Raw genomic sequence first — 21,760 nt, 5'->3', positions numbered from 1 at the left:
ATTATGCACAAAAGCAAAGGGCGACCCTGAAGTCCGGTCGCCCACCTAGGTGTCCGCGGACACCGCCTTTGTTATTAGCTCTTCAACTTCAACCCGGCATTTTACTGGATTTTTATCCCGGCTGTCCCGAATTTTCGCTGCGGGAATGGGAGGAGCCGCGCCGGCATGGCCCCTCCTCCTTCGCGTTACGGAATCACCGCCAGCTCCGGCCCGGGCTTCTTCACGCGGAACCATGCGGCGTACAGCGCCGGCAGGAACAGCAGCGTGAGCGCCGTCGCGATGATCAGTCCGCCCATGATCGCGACTGCCATCGGCCCCCAGAACACCGAGCGCGACAGCGGGATCATTGCCAGCACCGCCGCAGCCGCAGTCAGTATGATCGGGCGGAAGCGGCGCACTGCGGCTTCCACGACCGCATTCCAGGGAGCGGCGCCTTGCGCGATGTCATGCTCGATCTGGTCGATCAGGATCACCGAGTTCCGGATGATCATGCCGAACAGCGCGATCACGCCGAGCTGTGCGACGAAGCCGAACGGGCGTTGCAGGATCAGCAAGGCCATCGCCGCGCCCGCGACACCGAGCGGTCCGGTCAGGAACACCAGCAAGGCGCGCGAGAAGCTGTGCAGCTGCAGCATCAGCAAGGTGAAGATGATGAAAATCACCAGCGGCACGTTGGCAGCAATCGACTCCTGCGCCTTGCCGCTGTCGGCCGCGGCGCCGGCGAGCTCGATGCGGTAGCCGGCCGGCAGCGCTGCGCGCAGCTTGTCCAGTTCCGGACTGATCTGGCTCGACACGGTCGGGCCCTGGATGCCGTCGGCCACATCCGACTGCACGGTGATCGCCCATTCCCTGCCCTCGCGCCAGACCACGCCCGGCTCCCACACGAAACGGGCGCGCGCCACCTGCGCCAGGGGCACCGAACGGCCGCTGGCGGTCTGGATGTTGGCTTCGTTCAGCGCGCTGATGGTCGAGCGCTCCTCCACCGGTTGGCGCATCACGATATCAATCAGCTTGTTATCCTCGCGAAACTGGCCGATCGTGGTACCTGTCAGGATGGTGTTCGCCGCGCGCATGACCGTCTGCGTACTCACGCCCAGCGCGCGCAACTTGTCCTGGTCGACGTCCAGGCGCAGCACCTTCACCGACTCGTTCCAGTTGTCGTTGACGCCGATGGTATTCACATTGGCGCGCATGACTTCCTTTACCTGGTCGGCAATCGCGCGCACCTTGGCCACTTCGAAGCCGGTGACGCGGAACTGCACCGGATAGGGAACGGGCGGCCCGTTCGGCAGCAGCTTCACGCGTCCGCGCACCTCAGGGAAATCGTTCTTGAACGCGTCGACGATCTTCAGGCGCAAGGTCTCGCGCGCCTTCAGGTCCTTGGCCAGCACCACCACCTGCGACACATTGCTTTGCGGGAAGATCTGGTCCAGCGGCAGGTAGAAGCGCGGGCTGCCGGTGCCGACATAGGTCGTCACGCTTTCCACGCCTTCCTGCTTGCGGATGAAGTTTTCGAACTTCCTCGCCTGGCCCTCGGTTGCGGCAAACGCGGTCCCCTCCGGCATCCACAGTTCCACCATCAGCTCGGGACGGCTCGAGTCCGGGAAAAACTGCTGCTCGATGAAGCGGAACCCGAGCACGCCGAGCGCGAAGATGGCGAGCGTCGCGAGAATCGTGGTCTTGCGCCATTCCACGCACCAGTTCACCAGCCGGCGGAAGCGCACGTAGAACGGGCTGTCGAACAGCTCATGCTGGCCGTCCGCGTTGGTCGCCGGCTTCACCTTGAGCAGCACATAGCCGATGTAGGGGGTAAACAGTACCGCGACGAACCAGGAAATGATCAGCGCAAGCGCGTTTACGGAGAACATCGAGAAGGTGTACTCGCCCGCGGCCGATTTCGCCAGCCCGATCGGCAGGAACCCGGCGGCCGTGATCAGCGTCCCCGTCAGCATCGGCATCGCGGTCGATGTATAGGCGAAGGTCGCGGCGTCGAAGCGGGAAAAGCCCTCTTCCATCTTGCGCACCATCATTTCGACCGCGATGATCGCATCGTCGACCAGCAGGCCGAGCGCGATGATGAGCGCGCCCAGCGAAATCTTGTGCAGGTCGATGCCAAGGATGCTCATGAACAGGAAGGTCACCGCCAGCACCAGCGGAATCGTCAGCGCCACCACCAGACCCGGCCGCGCATCGATGCGGAACGGCCGCGTATGCAGGCCGAGCGACACGAAGCTGACGGCGAGTACGATCAGCACCGCTTCGGCCAGCGTGAACAGGAATTCATTGACCGAGGACGCGACCGCCTTCGGCTGGTCGGACACGCGCTCGAGCTCGATGCCGACCGGCAGCTTTTCCTTGATCGTGCCGACCGTGGCTTCGAGATTGCGGCCGAGCTGGATGATGTCGCCGCCCTTCTCCATCGACACGCCGAGGCCGATGACTTCCTTGCCGTTGTAGCGCATCTTGTCCTGCGGCGGATCCTTGTACTCGCGCTTGACGGTCGCGAAGTCGCCAAGCCGGAAGGTGCCGGCGCCGGCACGCAGTTCCAGGCTCTCCAGGTCCTTGACGGTCATCATCGCGCCGCTCACGCGCACCTGCAGGTTGTCGGTCGGCGTCACCAGCACGCCGGTGGACTCGACCGCATTCTGCGCGTTGAGCTGCGACACGATGGATTCGAACGGAATGCCGAGCTGTGCGAATTTCTTGCTCGAGAATTCGATGTTGATCTTTTCATCCTGCACGCCGAACATTTCCACCTTGGAGACGGACGGCACCTTCAGCAGCTGCTGGCGCACGAAGTCGGCATAGTCCTTGATCTCCGCATAGCTGAAACCGTCGCCGGACAGCGCGAAGATGGAGCCATAGGTGTCGCCGAACTCGTCATTGAAGAAGGGTCCGACCACGCCCGGCGGCAGCGTGCCGCGGATGTCGCCGATTTTCTTGCGCACCTGGTACCACGCGGGCGGCGTTTCCTTCGGCGGCGTCGATTCGCGCAGCTGCAGGATGATCAGGGTTTCGCCCGGCTTGGAATAGCTGCGGATCTTGTCGATGTAAGGCGTTTCCTGCAGCTTCTTTTCCAGCTTGTCGGTGACCTGTTCGGCCATCTGCAGCGCGGTGGCGCCCGGCCAGTAGGCGCGCACCACCATCGCCCGGAAGGTAAACGGCGGGTCTTCATCCTGCCCGAGGCGCCCGTAGGAGAGGATGCCGCCCAACAGCAACGCCACGATCAGGTAGCGCGTCAGCGGAATGTGTTCCAGCGCCCAGCGGGAGAGATTGAAACCACCCTTCATTTCGCCACTCCGATGGCGGAGCCGGCGTTGGCGGCCTGCGCCGCGACGGCGCTCTCCGCAAGCCTGTGATCCGAGCGCGCCGGATCGTCGCCGAGGATCTTGACCTTCTGCCCTGGCTTGAGCAGGTTGACGCCAGCGGTGACGATGGTCTGGCCCGGCGCCACGCCGCCGCCGACCAGGATGTCGTTGCCGGCCGTGCCGGCGATCTGCACCGGCACCAGCTTCACCATGCCGTTCTCCACCAGCCAGACCGAGGTCGCGCCCTTGTCCTGCAACAGCGCGGTCAGCGGCAGCTTGATCATGGGCTGCTCCGTCTTTGCGGCGAACGCGACATAGGCGGTCATCCCGAGCTTGATGTCATCCTTGGCGTTCGGGATCGAGATTTTCGCGGCATAGGTGCGGGTGGCGGGATCGGCCACCGGCGACAGCTCGCGCAGCTTGCCGGGGAAACTTTCGTTCGGCTTGGCCCAGGTACGCACGCGCACGTCGGAGATCCGGCGCAACGCATCGACCTTGTCCTCGGGGATGCCGATCACGATTTCCTTTTCGCCCGCCCGTGCCACGCGCACCACCGGGCTGCCCGCGCCGACCACCTGGCCGACCTCGGCATCCACGCCGGTCACCACGCCGTCGACATCCGACACCAGGCTGGTATAACCGGCCTGGTTGGTCTGGTTGCGATAGGCGGCCTGGGCCTGCTCGAAGCTCGCCTGCGCCGCCTTGAACGCGGTTTCCTTTCCGTCCAGCACAGCCTGGCTGACGAAATTCTTTTCGCGCAAATCCTGATAGCGCTTCAGTTCGGCTTTCGCCAGGTCGCGGTTGCTCTCCGCCGCCTTCAGCCCCGCATTCGCCTGCGCCTGCGCCAGCTGCAGATCCTGCGGGTCAAGCTGCATCAGCAATTGGCCGCGCCTGACCGTCGTCCCGACATCGACTTGCCGGGAAACGATCTTGCCGCCGACGCGAAAGCCGAGGCGCGATTCCACGCGGGGCCGGACGTCGCCGGAAAACTCTGCGAGAACCTCTACATTATCTGCTGCAAGCTTGACGGCGCGCACCGGGCGGATGTCTTCCGTCTTTTCCACGGGCTTGGAACAGCCTGCGAGGAACACGGCGCCCACCAGGGATAAGGCCGCGAGGCGGCTTAGCTTGTTCTGAAGACATGAATTGATCAGAGCGGCCACGGTTTTTCCTTTACTATTCGGGCTGAAAAATGCAATGTCAGAAATGGCCAAAACGCCATCGATATTAATGACTGACCGGTTAGTAATTATAAGCACGCCAGACGCGATTTGCCTATGGCTTTTTATTCATTGGTGAAAAGACAATGCCGGTCGAGCACTATGAAAACTTCCCGGTTGCCTCCCTCCTGCTGCCGGCGCGCCTGCGGCCAGCGGTGGAAGCGATCTATGCGTTCGCGCGCAGCGCCGACGACATTGCCGACGAGGGCGATGCGCCTGCCGAAGCCAGGCTGCAGGCGCTGCTGCGCTATGAACAAGCGCTCGACCGCATCGAACGAGGCGAGGCCGCCGGCGCCGCGCTGTTTTCCCGGCTGGCCGGCATCGCGACGGAATATCGCCTGCCGCTGCAGCCGCTGCGCGACCTTATTTCAGCGTTTCGGCAAGACGTCGTCACTACCCGCTACCCCACATTAGAGGCTTTACTCGACTATTGCCGGCGCTCCGCCAACCCTGTCGGCGCCCTTATGCTGCACCTGTACGGCGCGGCAGACCAGCGCAACCTGGCGGACTCGGACGCGATCTGCTCGGCGCTGCAACTCATCAATTTCTGGCAGGACGTCGCAGTGGACTGGAACAAGCGGCGGATCTACCTGCCGCAGGAAGACATGGCGCGCTTCGGCGTGACCGAAGCGCACATCGGGCAGGCGCGGATTGATGATGCGTGGCGGCGCCTGATGCGTTTCGAAGTGGAGCGCGCGCGCTCGATGATGCTGTCCGGCGCGCCGCTTGCGCTGCGATTGCCGGGACGCGTCGGATGGGAGCTGCGGCTGGTGGTCCAGGGCGGCCTGCGTATTCTGGAGCGCATCGAGGCGGCGGACTACGACGTCTTCCGCCGGCGGCCGGTACTCGGTCCGTTCGACTGGTTGTGCATGCTCTGGCGCGCTGCCCGCATGAAATTCAGTTTGTCGCGCACCGCGCATGTCGGCTAGCATTACGGCTTCCGAACAGTCCACCTCCCTTTTTCATGTCCCCGGACGAATACTGCCAACAAAAAGCCGTGCAAAGCGGCTCCAGCTTCTATTACAGCTTCCTGTTCCTGCCGCAGGACAGGCGGCGCGCGATCACCGCGCTCTATGCGTTTTGCCGCGAGGTGGACGATACGGTCGACGAATGCAACGACCCGATGGTCGCACGCAACAAGCTGATATGGTGGCGCAAGGAAATCAAGACGATGCTTGACGGCACGCCGACCCATCCGGTCACGCAGGCGCTCAAGCCGCACATAGCGACGTACTCGCTCCAAGGCCAGCATCTGCAGGCCGTGATCGACGGCATGGAAATGGACCTGGACCAGACGCGCTACCTGGACTACAAGGGCTTGCAGCGTTATTGCTGGCATGTGGCGGGCGCCGTCGGCATCCTGTCGGCCAGCATCTTCGGCGCCACCCGTCCGCAGACGCTGCAGTATGCGGAAAAGCTCGGCCTCGCCTTCCAGCTGACCAATATCATCCGCGATGTCGGCGAGGATGCGCGCAAGGGACGCATCTACCTGCCGGTCAACGAACTGCAGCAGTTCAACGTGACGGCGGCCGATATCCTCAACGGGCGGCATGGCGAGAACTTCGAGAAGCTGATGCGTTTCCAGGCCGAGCGCGCCCGCGCCGCCTACGACGAGGCATTCGCCCTGCTTCCCGCCGAAGACCGCCGCGCGCAGCGGCCCGGGCTGATGATGGCCGCGATCTACCGCGCGCTGCTCGATGAGGTCGAGCGCGACGGTTTCCATGTGCTGAACCAGAAGATTTCGCTCACGCCAATCCGCAAGCTGTGGCTGGCGTGGAAGACTTATGTCAGAGGCTGACATTGACGCAATCCGTGCGCGCCCCTCACACCTCCACTCCCAACCTCGCGCCCGGTGAGCGGGCGAGGAGCGCACAGTCTTCCTCCGCAAGGAAGATAGCCGTGATTGGCGGCGGCTGGGCGGGCTGCGCCGCCGGTGTGGAACTGGCACAAAGCGGCGTGTCGGTGCACCTGTTCGAAGCCGCCCGCACCCTCGGCGGCCGCGCGCGGCTGGTCGAAGTCAACGGCCGCCTGCTCGACAACGGCCAGCACATCCTGCTCGGCGCCTATCGCGAGACATTGCGCCTGATGCGCATCGCCGGCATCGATCCCGCGCGCGCGCTGCTGCGGCTGCCGCTGCAGATGCGCTATCCGGAGGGCAGCGGCATGGATTTCGTCACGCCGCGCCTGCCCGCGCCGCTGCACATGCTTGCCGGCCTGCTGCGCGCCAAGGGCCTGGACCGGGATGACAAGTTTGCGCTTGCCCGCTTCTCCAGCACGGCGCGCTGGATGGACTGGACGCTGAATGACGACTGCACGGTTGCGGAGTTGCTTGAACGCTGGGACCAGACCGAGAGGCTGGTGCAGCTGATGTGGCGCCCGCTCTGCATCGCGGCGCTGAATACCCCGCCGCAGCACGCCTCTGCCCAGGTCTTCCTGAACGTGCTGCGCGACAGCCTCGGCGCGCGCCGTGCCGCTTCAGACATGCTGATCCCCCGCGTGGACCTGAGCGCGCTGTTTCCGCAGCGCGCCGGCGCATTCATCGAACAGCACGGCGGCACGGTCCGGCTCGGCAGCGGGGTGCAGCGCCTGCGCCGCGACGACGCCGGCTGGCGCATCGAGATGAGCGCAGCGGCGAACACTGTTCTGCCGGCTTTCGACGCGGTCATCATCGCCACCCAGCCCGGCCACGCCGCATCCCTGCTCGACGGCATTGCCGACACCTCCGCGATCGGCGGACTCGCGTTCGAACCGATCACCACCTGCTACCTGCAATACGATCCGGCACTGGCGCTGGCACAACCTTTCTTTGCGCTGCGGGACGATCCGGCTACCGGACATTGGGGGCAGTTCGTGTTCGACCGCGGGCAGCTGGAACCGTCCAATGCCGGATTGCTGGCAGTCGTGGTAAGCGCATCGGGCGAGGCCGTTGCGCTGGACCAGGAGGCGCTGGCCGCTGCGATCGCCGCGCAGCTGGCGCAGGTGTTCCGGCAGCCGTCGCTGGCTACGCCGGCCTGGAGCAAGGTCATCTCGGAAAAACGCGCAACCTTCGCGTGCACGCCGGGACTGGCGCGCCCCGCGAACGCAACGGGAATCGAAGGACTTTATATCGCCGGCGACTACACCGCGGGCGATTATCCGGCAACGCTGGAATCGGCGGTGCGCAGCGCCGTGGCGGCCGCCCGCGAACTTACCGCCTGAACGCTCACTCCGCGTCGCGCACGCGGTTCAGCGCCTCGTCGATGCGTTCTACCGCAATCACATTCAGCCCCTCGATCTTTTGCTTGGGCGCATTCGCCTTCGGAATCAGCGCAATCGAAAAACCGAGCTTGGCCGCCTCCCGCAGGCGCTCCTGCCCGCGCGGCGCCGGCCGGATCTCGCCGGCGAGGCCGACTTCGCCGAATACCACCAGTCCGCGCGGCAAGGGCTTGTTGCGCATCGATGAGTGAATCGCCAGCAGCACCGCGAGATCGGCCGCCGGCTCGGTGATCTTGACGCCGCCCACTGCATTGATGAATACATCCTGGTCGAAGGCGGCAATCGCCGCGTGCCGGTGCAGCACCGCGAGCAGCATCGCCAGCCGGTTCTGTTCCAGGCCGACCGACAACCGGCGCGCGTTCGGCACGTGCGAGGTATCGACCAGCGCCTGGATTTCCACCAGCAGCGGCCGCGTGCCTTCCTGCGTCACCATCACGCAGGAGCCCGGCACCTGGCTGTCGTGCTGCGACAGGAACAGCGCCGACGGGTTGGAGACGCCCTTCAAGCCCTTTTCCGTCATTGCGAACACGCCGAGTTCATTGACCGCGCCGAAGCGGTTCTTGAATGCGCGCACCAGGCGGAAACTGGAATGGGTATCGCCTTCGAAATACAGCACCGTGTCGACGATGTGCTCGAGCACGCGCGGCCCGGCCAGCGCGCCCTCCTTCGTCACATGGCCTACCATGATGATGGTGATGCCCGACTGCTTGGCCACGCGCGTCAATTGCGCGGCGCACTCGCGCACCTGCGCCACCGAGCCCGGCGCCGAGGTGAGCGCGTCCGAATAAATTGTCTGGATGGAATCGATGACCGCCACCTGCGGCTTGTGCTCGGCCAGCGTATTCAGGATCTTTTCGAGCTGAATCTCCGCCTGCAGCTGCAGATCCTTCGCATCGATCGCCAGGCGCTTTGCGCGCAGCGCGATCTGCGCGCCCGACTCTTCGCCGCTGACGTACAGGACCTTCTTGACCTTCGACATGTTGGCCAGCGCCTGCAGCAGCAGCGTCGACTTGCCGATACCCGGGTCGCCGCCGATCAGCACTACCCCGCCGGCGACCAGGCCGCCGCCGAGCACCCGGTCGAATTCATCGATGCCGGTGCCAAAGCGCGGCACGTCGATCGCCTCGATGTCGGCGAGGCTGAGCACCGGCGCGGTCTGCGCCAGTCCCTGGTACTGCCCGGAGAAGCGGTTGCCGGCGGCTTCCATCACCGTTTCGACCATCGTGTTCCACTGGCCGCAGGACGGGCACTGACCGGACCACTTGCTGGCGACGCCGCCGCATTCGGTGCAGGTGTAATTCGTTTTCTGTTTAGCCATGGACGGAATCGACCGCGAGATGTTGTTGGGATGTCATTGCTCGACGACGCGCACGCGCGGCGCCAGCGCGCACATCAGCTCATAGCCGATGGTGCCGGCCGCCGTCGCGACCTCGTCGATCGGCAACTGTTCGCCCCACAGCTCGACCTTGCTGCCGACATGCGCACCGGGCACCTCGGTCAGGTCCACCGTGATCATATCCATCGATACCCGGCCGATGATCGCGGTCCGTGATCCGTCGACGACCACCGGCGTGCCGGTAGGCGCGTGACGCGGATAGCCGTCCGCGTAACCGCAGGCGACCACACCGACGGTCATCGGCTTGCCGGCGATGAAACGGCTGCCGTAGCCGATCGCCTCGCCGGCTTCGATATGCTGCATGCCGATGATCTCGCTGGCAAGCATCATTGCCGGCCGCAGGCCGAAGTCCTGCGCGCTCCTGCCGCCGGGCGTGCCGCCATAGAGCATGATGCCCGGGCGCACCCAATCGCACGCAAGTTCGGGCTGGGTCAATACCGCTGCCGAATTGGAAACACTGCGCGCGCCCGGCAATCCCTCGGTCGCCAGGCGGAAGCGGCGCAGCTGCTCCGCAAGCGGCAGGCCGGGATTGCCCGCATCGTCTGCGTTCGCGAAATGCGTCATCAGGGTAATGCTGCGCACCGCCGAAAGCGCCTGCAGCCGTGCATGCGCCGCGCGTACCGCATCGGGCGCGAAACCGAGCCGGTTCATCCCGCTGTTGACTTTCAGGTGGACGTCGACCTGCGCGGGCAACCTCGCCTTTTCGAGCATGTCGATCTGTTCATTGCAATGTACCGCGAATTCGACCTGGTGCGCCGCGCACAACGGCAGGTCGCTTGGATCGAAGAAGCCTTCCAGCAACAGGATGGGTTTTTGCCAACCCTGTTCGCGCAAGCCGATCGCGCTTTCCACTTCAATCAGCGCCAGCCCGTCGGCGGCGGAAAACGCGCGGGCGGCGCGCGCCAGTCCATGCCCGTAAGCATTGGCCTTCACCACGGCCCAGGCCTTGGCGCCGGGCGAGCATGCCTTGGCAACGGAGAGATTGTGCTGCAGCGCAGCGATACTGATGGTGGCAACGAGAGGTCTTGGCATGGAGTGCGATCCCGGTCGAAACACGGGGAAGCTGAAAGATCCCGCATTTTACCGGACGCTGCATTTCCGAAGCGGAGGAAATCCGGTGCTGCCCTATATTTTCATGGTATAAAGCAAGCCGGACACATACGAGAGCACTGGCACACCTCAAAATGCGGATGAATCGCGGTTTTTATACCATCATGGCGGCGCAGTTTTTTTCGTCGCTCGCGGATAACGCGCTTCTGATTGCAGCCATCGCGTTGTTGACAACCATGAAAGCGCCGGCGTGGATGACGCCGCTGCTCAAGCTGTTCTTCGTCTTGTCTTACGTGCTGCTTGCTGCCTTCGTCGGCGCGTTTGCCGATTCGATGCCCAAGGGCCGGGTGATGTTCATCACCAACCTGATCAAGATATCAGGCTGCGCGATGATGTTCTTCGATGTGCATCCGCTGCTGGCATATGCAGTGGTCGGCTTCGGCGCCGCTGCCTATTCGCCGGCGAAATACGGCATTCTGACCGAGCTGTTGCCGCCGGAAAAACTGGTCGCCGCAAACGGCTGGATCGAAGGCCTGACCGTGATCTCCATCATCCTCGGCACCGTAATGGGCGGCGCGCTGGTGAACTCCCATGTTTCCACGATGCTGCTGAGCTTCGACCTGCCGCTGATTGATTCCGGCATCGACACCGCCGCTGAAGCGGCGCTTGCCGTCATCATGGTCACCTACGTGCTTGCTGCCGCATTCAATCTGAAGATTCCCGATACCGGCGCGCACTATCCTGACCAGGAGCGCAACCCGATTCGCCTGATCGCCGACTTTGCCGGCTGCTTCACCACATTGTGGAAAGACAAGCTGGGACAGATTTCGCTCGCGGTCACGACCTTGTTCTGGGGCGCCGGCGCGACCCTGCAGTTCATCGTGCTGAAATGGGCGGAACGCTCGCTCAACATGCCGCTGGACAAAGCTGCAATCCTGCAAGGTATTTTCGCAGTCGGCGTTGCGGTCGGCGCAACCGCTGCTGCACGCTTCGTGCCGCTCAAGAAGGCGTTGACGGTGATGCCGCTCGGTGTCGGCATGGGCCTGATCGTGACCACCATGACCATGGTCCACTCCGTCTGGCTTGCGTATCCGCTGCTGGTGTTGATCGGCGTGCTGGCCGGCTACTTCGTGGTGCCGATGAATGCCTTGCTGCAGCACCGCGGCCATGTGCTGCTGAGCGCCGGCCACTCGATTGCGGTGCAGAATTTCAACGAAAACCTGTCGGTGCTGACAATGCTGATGCTGTATGCGCTGATGGTGAAGCTGAACCTGGACATCAATATCGTCATCGTGCTGTTCGGCCTGTTCGTGGCCGGCACCATGCTGCTTGCGATGAAAAAGCATGCTGCCAACCAGCGCCAGTTCGACTCCCTGGCACTGATCGGGGAACACAAGCATTAACCTGTCGCGCGCCGCGCGGCGCGCTCGCGCCAATCGTCCGGAACGATGAAGCCGCGGTCCGTCTCCAGCAGGCAGTCGCCGTGAAGCGCCATCAGCGCAACCAGTACCGGCGCGGGGCTTTGTGCAAAGTGCACGGCCAGCGCCTCCAGCAATTCCTTTTTCCCGACGACCTCGTCCGGCGCCGCTCTTGCCGGCGCGAGCCAACTCAGCCGCGGCAGGATTGCGTAATGCTCGCCCGGCAGGAAGGCGGCCTTGCTCAGTGCGCGCCAGAACCCGCGGCAATGCGCGCTCGCCACGCCCTGCGGAAGCACCGGCGCCGGCGTCTCACCCTGGTAGAACAGCCATCCCTTTACCAGGGCCTGCGCTGCGAAAACCGGTCTTGCCAGTTGAGCCTGGGCTGCCGGATGCAGGTGCAGCGTCAATTGCCGGTCCATCATCTTGCGCACCTTCGCCCCCAGCGTGTCGGCAAGATTCGGCCCGACAAAATAATCCGCATGGTGGCCGTGCCCGCCTGACTCGAGCAGGTAGAGCTTGGTCGCGAATTCCCAGTGCACCAGGCCCTGCTCGCCATGCAGCAGGAAATCGAATTCGCCTATCGTTTCCTTCCTGTCATTGCGGATCTGGACGCCATGCGCATAGAGCAGCTTGTTGTGCTCCAGGTAATACGCCATCAGCTTTTCGGCATAGCGGCCGAGTCGGGTAAACGGCTGGAGCGCGAGGTAGGCATGCAATTGCTGCGGCTCGCGGTCCAACGCCGCGAGCCAGCCGAGGGTTTCCGCATCGGCGGGCCCGAGGCTGGCGATCCTGCCCTGCCACGCTGAAGCGGCGTGGTCGAGCAGATCGGGGGCATCCAAGAGCCACGCCAGCGTGCGCACGTGCGGGTCGTGCAGGAAATCCCAGCGCTCGTGGAACTGCTGCTGATGCGTGAGCGCGGGCTCAGGCGCTTGCATATGCCGACGTCGCCAGGCACAGGTCCGCCCATGCCTTGCGCTTGTCGGCCATGTTGCGCAGCAGGTAAGCCGGATGGTAGGTCACCACCAGCGGCAATCCGGCGTAACGGTGGACAGTCCCGCGCAGCGAGGACACCGGGGTGTCGTGACCGAGTTCGAGCAGCGAGACAGCGGCGGTCTTGCCGAGCGCCACCAGCACGGTCGGCTGGATCAGCGCGATCTGGCGCTGCAGGTAAGGCAGGCAGGCGGCTGCTTCTTCCGGCGTCGGCGGACGGTCCCGCCCGGTGTCGTCGGTGGGACGGCATTTAACGATATTGGCGATGTAGGCATTCTCGCCGCGCTTCAAGCCGATCGCCCGCAGCATGTTGTCGAGCAGCTTGCCGGCCGGTCCGACAAAAGGCTCGCCGCTCAGGTCCTCGTTGCGGCCGGGGCCTTCGCCGATGAACAGCCATTTTGCCTTTTCGTCGCCGACGCCGAACACGGTCTTGGTGCGTCCGTTGCACAGACCGCATTTCACGCAGCCGGCCACCGTGGACTTCAGCCGCATCCAGTCCATGCCGGCGACATCGTCGGCCGGCGGCGCCTCGGGGACGACCGGCGCAAACGGCTCCGCCACGGCGATCGTGGCAGGCGCAGGCACGGGCTCGGCTTCGGCCGCAGCTGCAGCTGCAGCTGCAGCGACCGCGACCGGCGCGGCCGGCTCCGCTAGCGGCATCCCGCGGCGGCGCCAGAGCGGACCGATACCCATTTCATCCAGAAATACGGCGCTGCGTCCGGCGTTCATAAATGGAACCTCATCACGATCGCATCCTCGCGCGTATTGCCGGCCGCCGGGTAATACCCCTTGCGCACGCCGATCTGTTCAAAGCCGTACTTCCGGTACACGCTGAGCGCACGCAGGTTCGACGGCCGTACTTCGAGCAGGATCGAAGCCATGCCCTTGTCGCGCGCGACCTCGACCACTTTGTCCAGCTGCATGCGGCCAACCCCTTGGCCGTGCAGATCGCGGCGCACGCTGATATTGAGCAGATGCGCTTCATCGACTGCCAGCATCAGCAGGAAGTAGCCGGAGAGCGCGCCGTCCGGCTCGCGCAAGGTCCAGGTTTCGTAGCCACTGTACAGGGAGTCGAGGAAATTGCCACGTGTCCAGGGGTGTGGGTAGACGTCGGTCTCAATGGCAAGCACCTCGGGCAGATCGGACACCTGCATCCGCGCAAAGCGCAGCGACGATAGTGCCGGCGAGCTCGCCGCGATCTTGTAGATGGCGCTCATGCCGCCACCTTTGCCTGCCGCTCGCGCGTGGTCAGCGCCACCTTGTTGCGCAGGTAGATCGGCTGCGCGTCGCGCGCCGCGACTTGGCGGCCGGCGGCGTACTCGCGCGCCGCGAGCTGCGCCACCTGCGCTGCATGCGGCTGTACCTCGGGCAGCATCTTCGACAGCGGCAGCGCAGCGAAGGCCAGCGCATAAGCTGTCAAACCGTTGCCGCAGGCAACCGGTGAACCGCTGGCCGCCACGGCCGACGGCACGGATAACGACGGCGCGGTCACGACCTGCCATCCGTCGTCGAAACGATATTGCGCCCAGTACACCTCTTCCATCCGCGCATCGAGCAGCACCAGCACATCGTCGGCGCCGCAGGCTTCGCGGCATGCCTGCGCCATCGCAAGCAGGGTCACCACCGGCACCACCGGCAGATCGGCGCCATATGCCAGTCCCTGCGCCACCCCGCAGGCGGTGCGCACGCCGGTGAACGAACCCGGGCCGGCGCCGAAGGCGATGGCGTCGCACCGGGAGAGCGTCAGGCCGGCCTGTGCCAGCACGCTTTGCGTCATCGGCAACACAGTCTGGGAATGGGTTTGCACACCGGAGGCTTCATGCGATATCAGTTGCCCATTGTGCAACAGAGCGACGGACGCCAGTTCGGAAGATGTTTCAATGGCAAGAATGGTAGGCATGCCTGTATTTTACCGTGACAGGCACCCTAAATTGCGCTGCGTCGCCGCCGTAAACAGGGGGAACAGCAGCGGAGGATTTCATGGAAGTCAAAACCATCGCCAATCTGGCAACAACTATTGCGACAACGGCAACCAACCAGGCGGTCGGCGTCGCCGTCCTGAAGAAAGCCATGGACGTGCAGGCCAGCAGCGCGGCGGCGATGCTGGAAGCGCTGCCGCCCGCTACCGGCGTGAACAACCCGCCGCATCTCGGCCAGAACATCGACATCACCGCCTGAGATTCAGGGCGGATCCGGCCGCGTCCGCCCGCCGCGGCCAAGCAGCGCCGCGTGCCATCCCTTACAATACGTCCTCCTCGACTCGCGGCATCGCCATGTCCTCCAACGGCATTACCCTCGAAAACCATAATCGTCCCCGGCTGGCCGAGTGGCTGGAGCAGGACGCATGGGTGGTCGCCTGCCTGTGCGCGGCGTGGTGCGACACCTGCCGCGGCTATCGCGCCGGCTTCGACCAGCTCGCCACGCGGCATCCGGACAAGCGCTTCGTGTGGATCGATATCGAAGACCAGGCCGACTTCATCGGCGATATCGATGTCGAGAACTTTCCCACCCTGCTGGCCCAGCACGGCGACACGGTCGCCTTTTTCGGCACGGTATTGCCGGACCCGAAGCTGGCCGACCGTCTGATCGCGTCGCTGGCGGAAAAGACCACCGCGGAATTGCGCGCGGAAGCCGAAGCATCGCCGGAACGCCGTGAATGGCAGCGCGTGTGCAACCTGCGCACGCGGCTGCGGGAAACCGCGGACTAGCGGCCTGAGCCACTAAGCCAGGCGCAGCGGCAGGCTGCGCAGCCGCTTGCCGGTCAGCGCGAACACTGCATTGGCGACAGCCGGCGCGACCGGCGGCGTGCCCGGTTCGCCGACGCCTTCCGGCGGTTCCGCGCTCGCAATCACCACCGTTTCGACCATTGGCGCCTGGTTCATCCGGAGCACCGGGTAGTCGTTGAAGTTCTGCTGCTGCACCCTGCCGTCCTTGAGCGTGATCTCGCCGAACAGCGCGGCGCTCAGGCCGAACACCACACCGGACTCCATCTGCTGCGCGATGATGTTCGGATTGACGGCAATGCCGCAGTCGATCGCGCATGTCACCTTGTGCACCCGGATCTGGCCGCCTTCGACCGACACTTCGGCAACCTGCGCGACGATGGAGCCGAAAGAGCGGTGCAGCGCGACACCGTGCGCCCTTCCCCTGCCCGGCCGTCCCGCCTTCGCGACCGCCGCGTCGAGCACCGCGAGGTGGCGCGGATGCGTTTTCAGCAGGCCGCGCCGGAATGCGACCGGTTCCTTGCCGGCCTCATGCGCCAGTTCATCGATGAAGCTTTCCTTGAAAAATGCATTGTGCGAATGGCCGACCGAGCGCCAGTAGCCGATCGGCACCGGCGTCGGTACCGTGACATGCGCAATCTTCTGGTGCGCGAATTCATAGGGCATGTCGAACGCGCCTTCGGCGGTGGTCTTGTCCGGGCCCGCCCCCATCAGTCCGAAGGTGCGCTCCATCACCTGATGCGTGATCGCGCCGGATGCCAGCCGGTTGTCGTACATGACCACGTTGCCGTCCGCATCCAGCGCCGCCGAAAACCGCCCCAGTGCCGCCGGCCGGTAAAAGTCGTGTGCCGTGTCGTCTTCCCGGCTCCAGATCACCTGCACCGGCGCGCCGCCCGCCTGTGCCGCGATCGCCACCCCCTGCGCGATCATGTCGACCTCCAGCCTGCGGCCGAAACCGCCGCCGATGTAGGTCACGTTGAGGCTGACATCCTCCGCCTTGACCTTGGCCACGCGGGCGGCGGTATCGACGGCCAGGCTTGGCACCTGCGTCGCCGACCAAAGGATGACCTTGCCATCCCTGACCTGCGCGGTGCAGTTGACCGGCTCCATGGTCGCATGCGCCAGGAAGGGAGCGCTGTACTCCGCCTTGAGATGCTTCACTGCGCTCGACGCATCCGGCTGGCCCGCTTCGTGATAGACAAAGCCGGAATTGCCATCGAGGCGGGCCGCGAGTTCCTTGAACACCGCGTCGCTCGACAGCCTGGCGTTCGGGCCCTCATTCCAGGAAACCGGCAGCGCGGCGGCCGCCTGCTTCGCCTGCCACCAGGATGTCGCGATGACCGCGATACCGGCCATCCCCGGCGCCGCACCCGAAAAATCGACGACCCGCAGCACCCCGGGCATATCCTTGACCGCCGCGGCGTCGCACGCCTGCACGCTGCCGCCGAACACCGGGCACATCTTCACCGCCGCATACACCAGCCCCTCCGGCCGCGGGTCGAGGCCGAACACGGCCGTCCCGTCGACCTTGGTGCGCGCGTCGCGGCGCGGCTGCGCGGTGCCGATCAGCTTGAATTCCTTCGGGTCCTTCAGGCGGATGCCGGAGGGCGTGCTGCCCGCCGCCTTCGCGGCCAGCGTGCCATAGCTTGCGCTGTTGCCGGCCGGATGGCGCACCACGCCGTTGTCGGTGACGCATTCCGACGCGGCCACGCCCCATTCCCTTGCCGCCGCCGCGACCAGCATCGCGCGCGCGGTGGCGCCGGCTTCGCGCAGCGGGCCCCAGGTATCCTTGACCGAGGAAGAGCCGCCGGTGATCATCAGCCCGAGTTCACGCGCGGCCTTGCCGGTAAACCAGACGGCCGCCTCCTTGAAAGTGCCGGCGCCATCCGGATGAAACGGCAGGCCGTCCTGCAGCACGGCGACATTGCCGTAGATCTTGTCTATCGGCGCACGCTCGATCCTTATCGCGGATAGCGGCACATCCAGCTCTTCGGCGACCAGCATAGGCAAGGCGGTGTAGACGCCCTGGCCCATCTCGCATTGCGGCATCGCCACCGTCACCGTGCCGTCGCCGGCCATCTTGATCCAGCCGTTCAGGCGCACTTCGCCGTCCTCGGCGGGAAGCGGATTGGTAGCGTGCAAGCGCTGGCGAGGCGGCATCACGCCCCAGCCGACGATCAGCGCCCCGGCCACGCCCAGCCCTCCCAGCAAAAAACGGCGGCGGGATTTCCGTTTTGATTCGGTTACCTGCATGCAGTCTCCGTATATTGTTTTGCAATGTTTATGGCATGCTACGCGAAACCTTGCCCGCCGATGCTGGCGCGACATCGAGGGTTTCCTCTATAAATTCCGCCAATAAACATGACAGAAAATTTTTTCCAATCCTTCATCATCCTGCTGCTGGTTACCGATCCCTTCGGTAACGTGCCTTTGTTCGTCAGTGCCCTGTCCAACGTGCCCGCCGAGCGGCGCGGGCGCGTGATCGTGCGCGAATGCGCGATTGCCTTCCTGATCCTGCTGATCTTCATGTTCTTCGGCCGCCATTTCCTGGCGGCGCTGCAGTTGAGCGATATCGCGCTGCGCATCGGCGGCGGCGTAATCCTGTTCCTGATCGCGTTGCGGATGGTCTTCCCGCAGCCCGGCGGCGTCTTCGGCGACGGTGAAACCGGCCAGGAACCCTTCATCGTTCCGCTCGCCGTGCCCGCGCTCGCGGGGCCGTCGGCGCTGGTGACGGTGCTGCTGTTCTCATCCGGCACCGCGAGGGAAGCGGTGCTGCACGTCGCGGTGCTTTCGGTCGTCGCGACCGTGTGGCTGATCGTATTGCTGGGGGCCGAACGGATGCAGCGGGTGCTCGGCACCCGCGTGATGACGGCGTTCGAGCGCCTGATGGGCCTGATCCTGACGGCAATGGCAGTGGAAATGCTGCTCGCCGGGATACGCGCCTACGTGAAATCCCTCTGACCTCCCACGCGCCGGTGCCCTTCCGGCGCAAGGTTCTTTCTCCCCCCCTGCCCCTGCTTTGCCCCGCAGCAGCCGGAGTCGACACGACCCCAGCTCCGGCAAATTGTTTGCAAAATATCAATATCGAGTGTCGGCTTAGCAATAATATTGCCATTTCGACACGCACCGCCCTTTTTATTTGTTTAACTTATTGTCAGTTAAACATCTTTTCGAATTCCTAAAGGAATCGTCATGAAGAACCGCGGCTTCACCCTGATCGAACTCGTGGTGGCGATCGCCGTCGTCGGCATCCTCGCCGCCATCGCGCTGCCCGCCTACACGCAGCATCTGAAGCGCGCGCGCATTACCGAGGCCACCAGCCGGCTGGCAAGCGACCGGGTCCGGCTGGAACAGTTTTACCAGGACAACAAGAACTATGGAGCGAGCGCCTCGGCCTGCGGCGATAACACCGGTTCAGCGTCCACAAGTTACTTTGACTTCAGCTGCAACTGGGGCAGTGCTGCGAGCAACCAGGGCTTCCTGCTGACGGCGACCGGCAAGGGCAGCATGAGCGGCCATGCCTTTTCCGTCGACCAGGACAACAACCGCAAGACCACCGCATTCCCCGGTGCCAGCGGCTTGCCGAAAAACTGCTGGATCACGAGTGCGGGCGAATCATGCTGAATCACCTGCGCCTCATGCCGCGCGGCGGCGGTTTCAGTGTGGTCGAACTGCTGATCGTGGTGGCCATCGTCGCCATCCTGTCCGGTCTGGCCGCCCCCAGTTTCAGCTCCATCTTGACGAACAGCAGGGTGCGCACCGGCGCGGAAGGCATTCTTTCCGGCCTGCAACTGGCTCGGGCGGAAGCGATCCGCCGCAATACGAATGTATCGTTCCGGCTCGATTCCGGCGCCGCATGGACCGTCGCCACCGTCAGCCCGGAATCCGTCGTGCAAACCCGTCCCGCCGCCGAGGCGGGCAGCAACGTACGCGTCAACAGCGCGAACAACCGGACCAGCGTTACCTTCAACCCGCTCGGTGCGGCAGCCTCCTACGGCAGCAGCACGCTCACGCGTGTCACGGTGACGCCGGGCACGTCCGGAACAGGCGGCGACAGCTACCAGATCGACGTCTTCGCGGGCGGGCAGATCCGCATGTGCAATCTCGCGGTAACGGCCGCGGGAGATCCGAGGAAATGCTGATGGCGGCCGACATGAACAGGCAAGGCGGCATGCTGCTGATCGAAGCCCTGGTCGCGATCCTGATTTTTTCGATCGGCATCCTGGGCCTGGTCGGTCTTCAGGCCCGTGCCGTGGCGATGTCGACGGACGCCAAACAACGTGCCGACGCGGCGATACTCGCAAACCAGCTGATAGGCCGCCTGGCGATCGCCTCCCCGGCATCGGCGGCGGGGTTCGCGCACCGGCCGGGCGGCAATGCCGCGTGCGCCCCAAGCGGCGCGGAATCGAGTGACAGTACCGTGACCGAATGGCTGACCGAAGTCGAGGCGAGCCTTCCCGGCGCCGACAAGTCCAGGCAGCAGGTCGTCATCGACACCGCGACCGGCGTCGTGGTTGTCACCCTGTGCTGGCAGCCGCCGGACGGCAAGTTCCACCGGCATGTCGTCACCACGCAGATGCAGTGGCAATCCTCATGATGCGCGCCGACATGCGCGGGCCCGCAATGCCGCGCCAGGCCGGGGTTACGCTGATCGAGCTGATGGTCGGTGTGACGATTGGATTGATCGTGATGCTCGCCATCACGTCGGCGGTATCGACGATGAACCTGCAGCGCCGCACCACGGTGTCCGGGAACGATGCCAAGGAAAACGGCCAGAACGCGATCGCCTTGCTCGACCGGGCGGCCCGCGCGGCCGGCAACGGCTTGTTCTACAACGGCCAGTTGCTGTGCACCACGCTCAATGCCTATTACAACGGCAGCGTCGTCTCTGATGGCGCTCCGTTCGCGCCGGTGAAGATCAGCGACGGCGGAACGAGCGGCTCCGACAAGATCACCTTCGTCTACGCGGAAGCCGCAAGGGGAAGTTCTATCAGCCACATCGTGGACAACATGCCCAATCCCTCGTCGAACTTCGTGGTCAACAACAAGGGCGCGCTCGCCGAAGGCGACCTCGCACTGATTGGCGTGCCGGGAAGCGGCCGGCCTTGCACGCTGTTCCAGGTCAGCGCGCTGGTCCCCGGAGGCGGCAACTGCAACGGCATCACCACCGACTGCGTGAAGATCCAGCACAACCCCGGCGGATCGACGCCGTACAACCCGTCCAATCCGGATCATGCGTTCAGCGACTCGCCGAAGTACGGTTATGAAAAGACCGGAACAACCGCCGGGCCGGCGGTCGTCTCCCGCATCGGCGCATTGCATCATGACACTTACGAGGTGCTATGCAATTCGCTCGTTTCGCACGACGCAAGCAAAGCGCCCGGCTGCACAAGTTCGCCCCTGGCCTTCACCGATGCCATACCATGGGTGGCGAACGTCGTGATGCTCCAGGCGCAATACGGCATCAGCGACAAGGCCGACAGCGACGTCGTGACGTCCTGGCAGAACGCAAGCGGGCCGACCTGGTCGGCGCCCGCCGCCGCGGACGTGCCGAGGATCAAGGCAATTCGCGTTGCGGTGGTCAGCCGCAGCGTGGAACCGGGCGGCAGCCAGGTCAGCGCCCCCTGCACCAACGCCGCAGGCGTGGCCAATAACGGACCCTGCTCTTTCCAGGACGCCGACAGTCCGGTCATCGATCTGTCGAACGTGCCGGTCGCGCCCGGGAAAACCTGGCGTCACTACCGGTACCGTGTCTATCACAGCGTGATCCCCCTGAGGAACGTGCTATGGAACTATTGAGGCAGCGGCGTCGCATGCAGCTTCGATCGCGCGAAAGCGGCAGCGTGCTGCTGATCGCGCTGATCATCCTGATCATCATCACCGCGGCAACGCTCAGCGTGGTCCGCTCGATGGACATCGGCAACGTGATCTCGGGGAATTTCGCTTTCAAGCAGGCGGCGATGCAGGTATCCGACCGCGGCATCACCGATGCGACCAACAACCTCGCGGCCATTGTCGCCGGGGGCGGCGGCAACGCCGACCAGGCGAACCGCTATTTCAGCACGCGGCGCAACGACGTGGACAGTCTGGGCGTGCCCAGCGCCGTCAACTGGTCCAACGTACAGTGCCGCGACGAAGACAACAACGACTGCGACGCGGACAAGGACACCGGCAAGTACCGGGTGCAGTACGTGATCGAGCGCCAGTGTTCGGACAATCCGGTCCTGTCCGACCCGCAGAGCGTCAAGACCAATTGCGACTACGAAGTTCGCGAAGCCTCGCCCGAACAGCTCGCCGTACGCTATCGCATCATCGTGCGGGTGCGCGGCCCGCGCAACGCGACCGGCATGGTCGAGGCCATGGTCAGCGGCCCTGTTTCAAGCTAACGGAATCGGACACG

Annotated in this window: 21 protein-coding genes; 12 read left to right on the top strand and 9 right to left on the bottom strand. The window is 64.5% G+C overall.

Annotation, left to right across the window (positions count from 1 at the left end; all coding sequences use genetic code 11):
• Window positions 1-185 precede the first annotated feature (185 nt).
• Together VEC01_RS18610 and VEC01_RS18605 are read right to left on the bottom strand one after the other, a co-directional pair.
• The gene (locus tag VEC01_RS18610; protein ID WP_324902408.1) at window positions 186-3,290 is read right to left on the bottom strand and encodes an efflux RND transporter permease subunit; all 3,105 of its coding nucleotides are present in this window, start codon (window positions 3,288-3,290) and stop codon (window positions 186-188) included.
• Entirely contained in the window at window positions 3,287-4,471 is a 1,185-nt protein-coding gene (locus VEC01_RS18605) for an efflux RND transporter periplasmic adaptor subunit (protein WP_324902407.1), read from the bottom strand. Before VEC01_RS18605 ends, VEC01_RS18610 begins: the two co-directional genes overlap by 4 nt.
• Before the next feature lie 143 nt (window positions 4,472-4,614).
• Here VEC01_RS18605 and hpnC point away from each other — a divergent pair, with 143 nt between their 5' ends.
• The 3 genes from hpnC (at window position 4,615) to hpnE (ending at window position 7,726) form a co-directional block, all read left to right on the top strand.
• Window positions 4,615-5,457, top strand: coding sequence for a squalene synthase HpnC (gene hpnC / locus VEC01_RS18600; protein ID WP_324902406.1), 843 nt, complete (start codon window positions 4,615-4,617; stop codon window positions 5,455-5,457).
• 35 nt (window positions 5,458-5,492) lie between these two features.
• Window positions 5,493-6,326, top strand: a complete 834-nt coding sequence (gene hpnD / locus VEC01_RS18595; RefSeq protein ID WP_324902405.1) for a presqualene diphosphate synthase HpnD — start codon at window positions 5,493-5,495, stop codon at window positions 6,324-6,326.
• 95 nt (window positions 6,327-6,421) lie between these two features.
• Complete coding sequence (gene hpnE, locus VEC01_RS18590; RefSeq protein WP_324902449.1) at window positions 6,422-7,726, top strand: hydroxysqualene dehydroxylase HpnE; 1,305 nt, start codon at window positions 6,422-6,424, stop codon at window positions 7,724-7,726.
• 4 nt (window positions 7,727-7,730) lie between these two features.
• Here the strand turns inward: hpnE and radA are convergent, their stop codons facing one another.
• Entirely contained in the window at window positions 7,731-9,101 is a 1,371-nt protein-coding gene (radA, locus tag VEC01_RS18585) for a DNA repair protein RadA (protein WP_324902404.1), read from the bottom strand.
• Window positions 9,102-9,134: 33 nt separating this feature from the next.
• Window positions 9,135-10,211 carry an alanine racemase gene (alr, locus tag VEC01_RS18580; RefSeq protein WP_324902403.1) on the bottom strand — a complete coding sequence of 359 codons (1,077 nt, stop codon included), beginning with the start codon at window positions 10,209-10,211 and terminating at the stop codon, window positions 9,135-9,137.
• 158 nt (window positions 10,212-10,369) lie between these two features.
• Here alr and lplT point away from each other — a divergent pair, with 158 nt between their 5' ends.
• Window positions 10,370-11,632 (top strand): lysophospholipid transporter LplT, encoded by a 1,263-nt coding sequence (lplT, locus tag VEC01_RS18575; protein ID WP_324902402.1) that lies wholly within the window; start codon window positions 10,370-10,372, stop codon window positions 11,630-11,632.
• Here the strand turns inward: lplT and VEC01_RS18570 are convergent.
• From VEC01_RS18570 to tsaB, 4 genes are read right to left on the bottom strand one after another with little or no spacing between them, the layout of a single operon-like run.
• Window positions 11,629-12,582, bottom strand: a complete 954-nt coding sequence (locus VEC01_RS18570) for a DUF1853 family protein (RefSeq protein WP_324902401.1) — start codon at window positions 12,580-12,582, stop codon at window positions 11,629-11,631. The genes lplT and VEC01_RS18570 overlap by 4 nt on opposite strands.
• Window positions 12,569-13,366, bottom strand: a complete 798-nt coding sequence (locus VEC01_RS18565) for a uracil-DNA glycosylase (protein ID WP_324902400.1) — start codon at window positions 13,364-13,366, stop codon at window positions 12,569-12,571. Before VEC01_RS18565 ends, VEC01_RS18570 begins: the two co-directional genes overlap by 14 nt.
• Window positions 13,363-13,854: a ribosomal protein S18-alanine N-acetyltransferase gene (gene rimI, locus VEC01_RS18560; RefSeq protein WP_324902399.1), complete on the bottom strand. Its 492-nt coding sequence runs from the start codon at window positions 13,852-13,854 to the stop codon at window positions 13,363-13,365. Before rimI ends, VEC01_RS18565 begins: the two co-directional genes overlap by 4 nt.
• Window positions 13,851-14,537, bottom strand: coding sequence for a tRNA (adenosine(37)-N6)-threonylcarbamoyltransferase complex dimerization subunit type 1 TsaB (tsaB, locus tag VEC01_RS18555; RefSeq protein ID WP_324902398.1), 687 nt, complete (start codon window positions 14,535-14,537; stop codon window positions 13,851-13,853). The genes rimI and tsaB overlap by 4 nt, the downstream gene beginning before the upstream one ends.
• 80 nt (window positions 14,538-14,617) lie before the next feature.
• On the opposite strand from tsaB, the gene VEC01_RS18550 reads away from it, so the two are divergent.
• Together VEC01_RS18550 and VEC01_RS18545 are read left to right on the top strand one after the other, a co-directional pair.
• Window positions 14,618-14,815, top strand: a complete 198-nt coding sequence (locus VEC01_RS18550; protein WP_324902397.1) for a YjfB family protein — start codon at window positions 14,618-14,620, stop codon at window positions 14,813-14,815.
• Between the two features lie 95 nt (window positions 14,816-14,910).
• Window positions 14,911-15,345 carry a thioredoxin family protein gene (locus VEC01_RS18545; protein ID WP_324902396.1) on the top strand — a complete coding sequence of 145 codons (435 nt, stop codon included), beginning with the start codon at window positions 14,911-14,913 and terminating at the stop codon, window positions 15,343-15,345.
• 12 nt (window positions 15,346-15,357) lie between these two features.
• Here the strand turns inward: VEC01_RS18545 and VEC01_RS18540 are convergent, their stop codons facing one another.
• Window positions 15,358-17,613 (bottom strand): xanthine dehydrogenase family protein molybdopterin-binding subunit, encoded by a 2,256-nt coding sequence (locus VEC01_RS18540; RefSeq protein ID WP_324902395.1) that lies wholly within the window; start codon window positions 17,611-17,613, stop codon window positions 15,358-15,360.
• Between the two features lie 108 nt (window positions 17,614-17,721).
• Between VEC01_RS18540 and VEC01_RS18535 the strand changes: the two genes are divergently transcribed.
• The 6 genes from VEC01_RS18535 to VEC01_RS18510 all read left to right on the top strand — a co-directional run bounded on the left by VEC01_RS18535 (window position 17,722) and on the right by VEC01_RS18510 (window position 21,746).
• A complete protein-coding gene (locus VEC01_RS18535; protein WP_324902394.1) occupies window positions 17,722-18,321 on the top strand; it encodes a MarC family protein in 600 nt (199 codons plus the stop codon).
• Window positions 18,322-18,552: 231 nt separating this feature from the next.
• Window positions 18,553-18,984, top strand: a complete 432-nt coding sequence (locus VEC01_RS18530; RefSeq protein ID WP_324902393.1) for a type IV pilin protein — start codon at window positions 18,553-18,555, stop codon at window positions 18,982-18,984.
• Entirely contained in the window at window positions 18,978-19,502 is a 525-nt protein-coding gene (locus VEC01_RS18525; RefSeq protein WP_324902392.1) for a GspH/FimT family pseudopilin, read from the top strand. Before VEC01_RS18530 ends, VEC01_RS18525 begins: the two co-directional genes overlap by 7 nt.
• Window positions 19,502-19,957, top strand: a complete 456-nt coding sequence (pilV, locus tag VEC01_RS18520; RefSeq protein ID WP_324902391.1) for a type IV pilus modification protein PilV — start codon at window positions 19,502-19,504, stop codon at window positions 19,955-19,957. Before VEC01_RS18525 ends, pilV begins: the two co-directional genes overlap by 1 nt.
• On the top strand, window positions 19,942-21,159 hold the full coding sequence (locus tag VEC01_RS18515; protein ID WP_324902390.1) for a PilW family protein: 1,218 nt from the start codon (window positions 19,942-19,944) through the stop codon (window positions 21,157-21,159). The genes pilV and VEC01_RS18515 overlap by 16 nt, the downstream gene beginning before the upstream one ends.
• Window positions 21,147-21,746 carry a hypothetical protein gene (locus VEC01_RS18510; RefSeq protein ID WP_324902453.1) on the top strand — a complete coding sequence of 200 codons (600 nt, stop codon included), beginning with the start codon at window positions 21,147-21,149 and terminating at the stop codon, window positions 21,744-21,746. Before VEC01_RS18515 ends, VEC01_RS18510 begins: the two co-directional genes overlap by 13 nt.
• The last annotated feature ends 14 nt before the right edge of the window (window positions 21,747-21,760 follow it).

Source organism: Noviherbaspirillum sp. (assembly GCF_035627455.1).
Lineage (GTDB): Bacteria > Pseudomonadota > Gammaproteobacteria > Burkholderiales > Burkholderiaceae_D > Noviherbaspirillum.
This window is presented reverse-complemented; position numbering and strand designations above follow the sequence as displayed.

Coding starts and splice junctions, on each gene's coding strand:
- VEC01_RS18610 (WP_324902408.1), bottom strand. CDS start 3,290: ATGAAGGGTGGTTTCAATCTCTCCCGCTGGGCGCTGGAACACATTCCG.
- hpnC (WP_324902406.1), top strand. CDS start 4,615: ATGCCGGTCGAGCACTATGAAAACTTCCCGGTTGCCTCCCTCCTGCTG.
- hpnD (WP_324902405.1), top strand. CDS start 5,493: ATGTCCCCGGACGAATACTGCCAACAAAAAGCCGTGCAAAGCGGCTCC.
- radA (WP_324902404.1), bottom strand. CDS start 9,101: ATGGCTAAACAGAAAACGAATTACACCTGCACCGAATGCGGCGGCGTC.
- alr (WP_324902403.1), bottom strand. CDS start 10,211: ATGCCAAGACCTCTCGTTGCCACCATCAGTATCGCTGCGCTGCAGCAC.
- lplT (WP_324902402.1), top strand. CDS start 10,370: ATGAATCGCGGTTTTTATACCATCATGGCGGCGCAGTTTTTTTCGTCG.
- VEC01_RS18570 (WP_324902401.1), bottom strand. CDS start 12,582: ATGCAAGCGCCTGAGCCCGCGCTCACGCATCAGCAGCAGTTCCACGAG.
- VEC01_RS18565 (WP_324902400.1), bottom strand. CDS start 13,366: ATGAACGCCGGACGCAGCGCCGTATTTCTGGATGAAATGGGTATCGGT.
- rimI (WP_324902399.1), bottom strand. CDS start 13,854: ATGAGCGCCATCTACAAGATCGCGGCGAGCTCGCCGGCACTATCGTCG.
- tsaB (WP_324902398.1), bottom strand. CDS start 14,537: ATGCCTACCATTCTTGCCATTGAAACATCTTCCGAACTGGCGTCCGTC.
- VEC01_RS18550 (WP_324902397.1), top strand. CDS start 14,618: ATGGAAGTCAAAACCATCGCCAATCTGGCAACAACTATTGCGACAACG.
- VEC01_RS18545 (WP_324902396.1), top strand. CDS start 14,911: ATGTCCTCCAACGGCATTACCCTCGAAAACCATAATCGTCCCCGGCTG.
- VEC01_RS18540 (WP_324902395.1), bottom strand. CDS start 17,613: ATGCAGGTAACCGAATCAAAACGGAAATCCCGCCGCCGTTTTTTGCTG.
- VEC01_RS18535 (WP_324902394.1), top strand. CDS start 17,722: ATGACAGAAAATTTTTTCCAATCCTTCATCATCCTGCTGCTGGTTACC.
- VEC01_RS18530 (WP_324902393.1), top strand. CDS start 18,553: ATGAAGAACCGCGGCTTCACCCTGATCGAACTCGTGGTGGCGATCGCC.
- VEC01_RS18525 (WP_324902392.1), top strand. CDS start 18,978: ATGCTGAATCACCTGCGCCTCATGCCGCGCGGCGGCGGTTTCAGTGTG.
- pilV (WP_324902391.1), top strand. CDS start 19,502: ATGGCGGCCGACATGAACAGGCAAGGCGGCATGCTGCTGATCGAAGCC.
- VEC01_RS18510 (WP_324902453.1), top strand. CDS start 21,147: ATGGAACTATTGAGGCAGCGGCGTCGCATGCAGCTTCGATCGCGCGAA.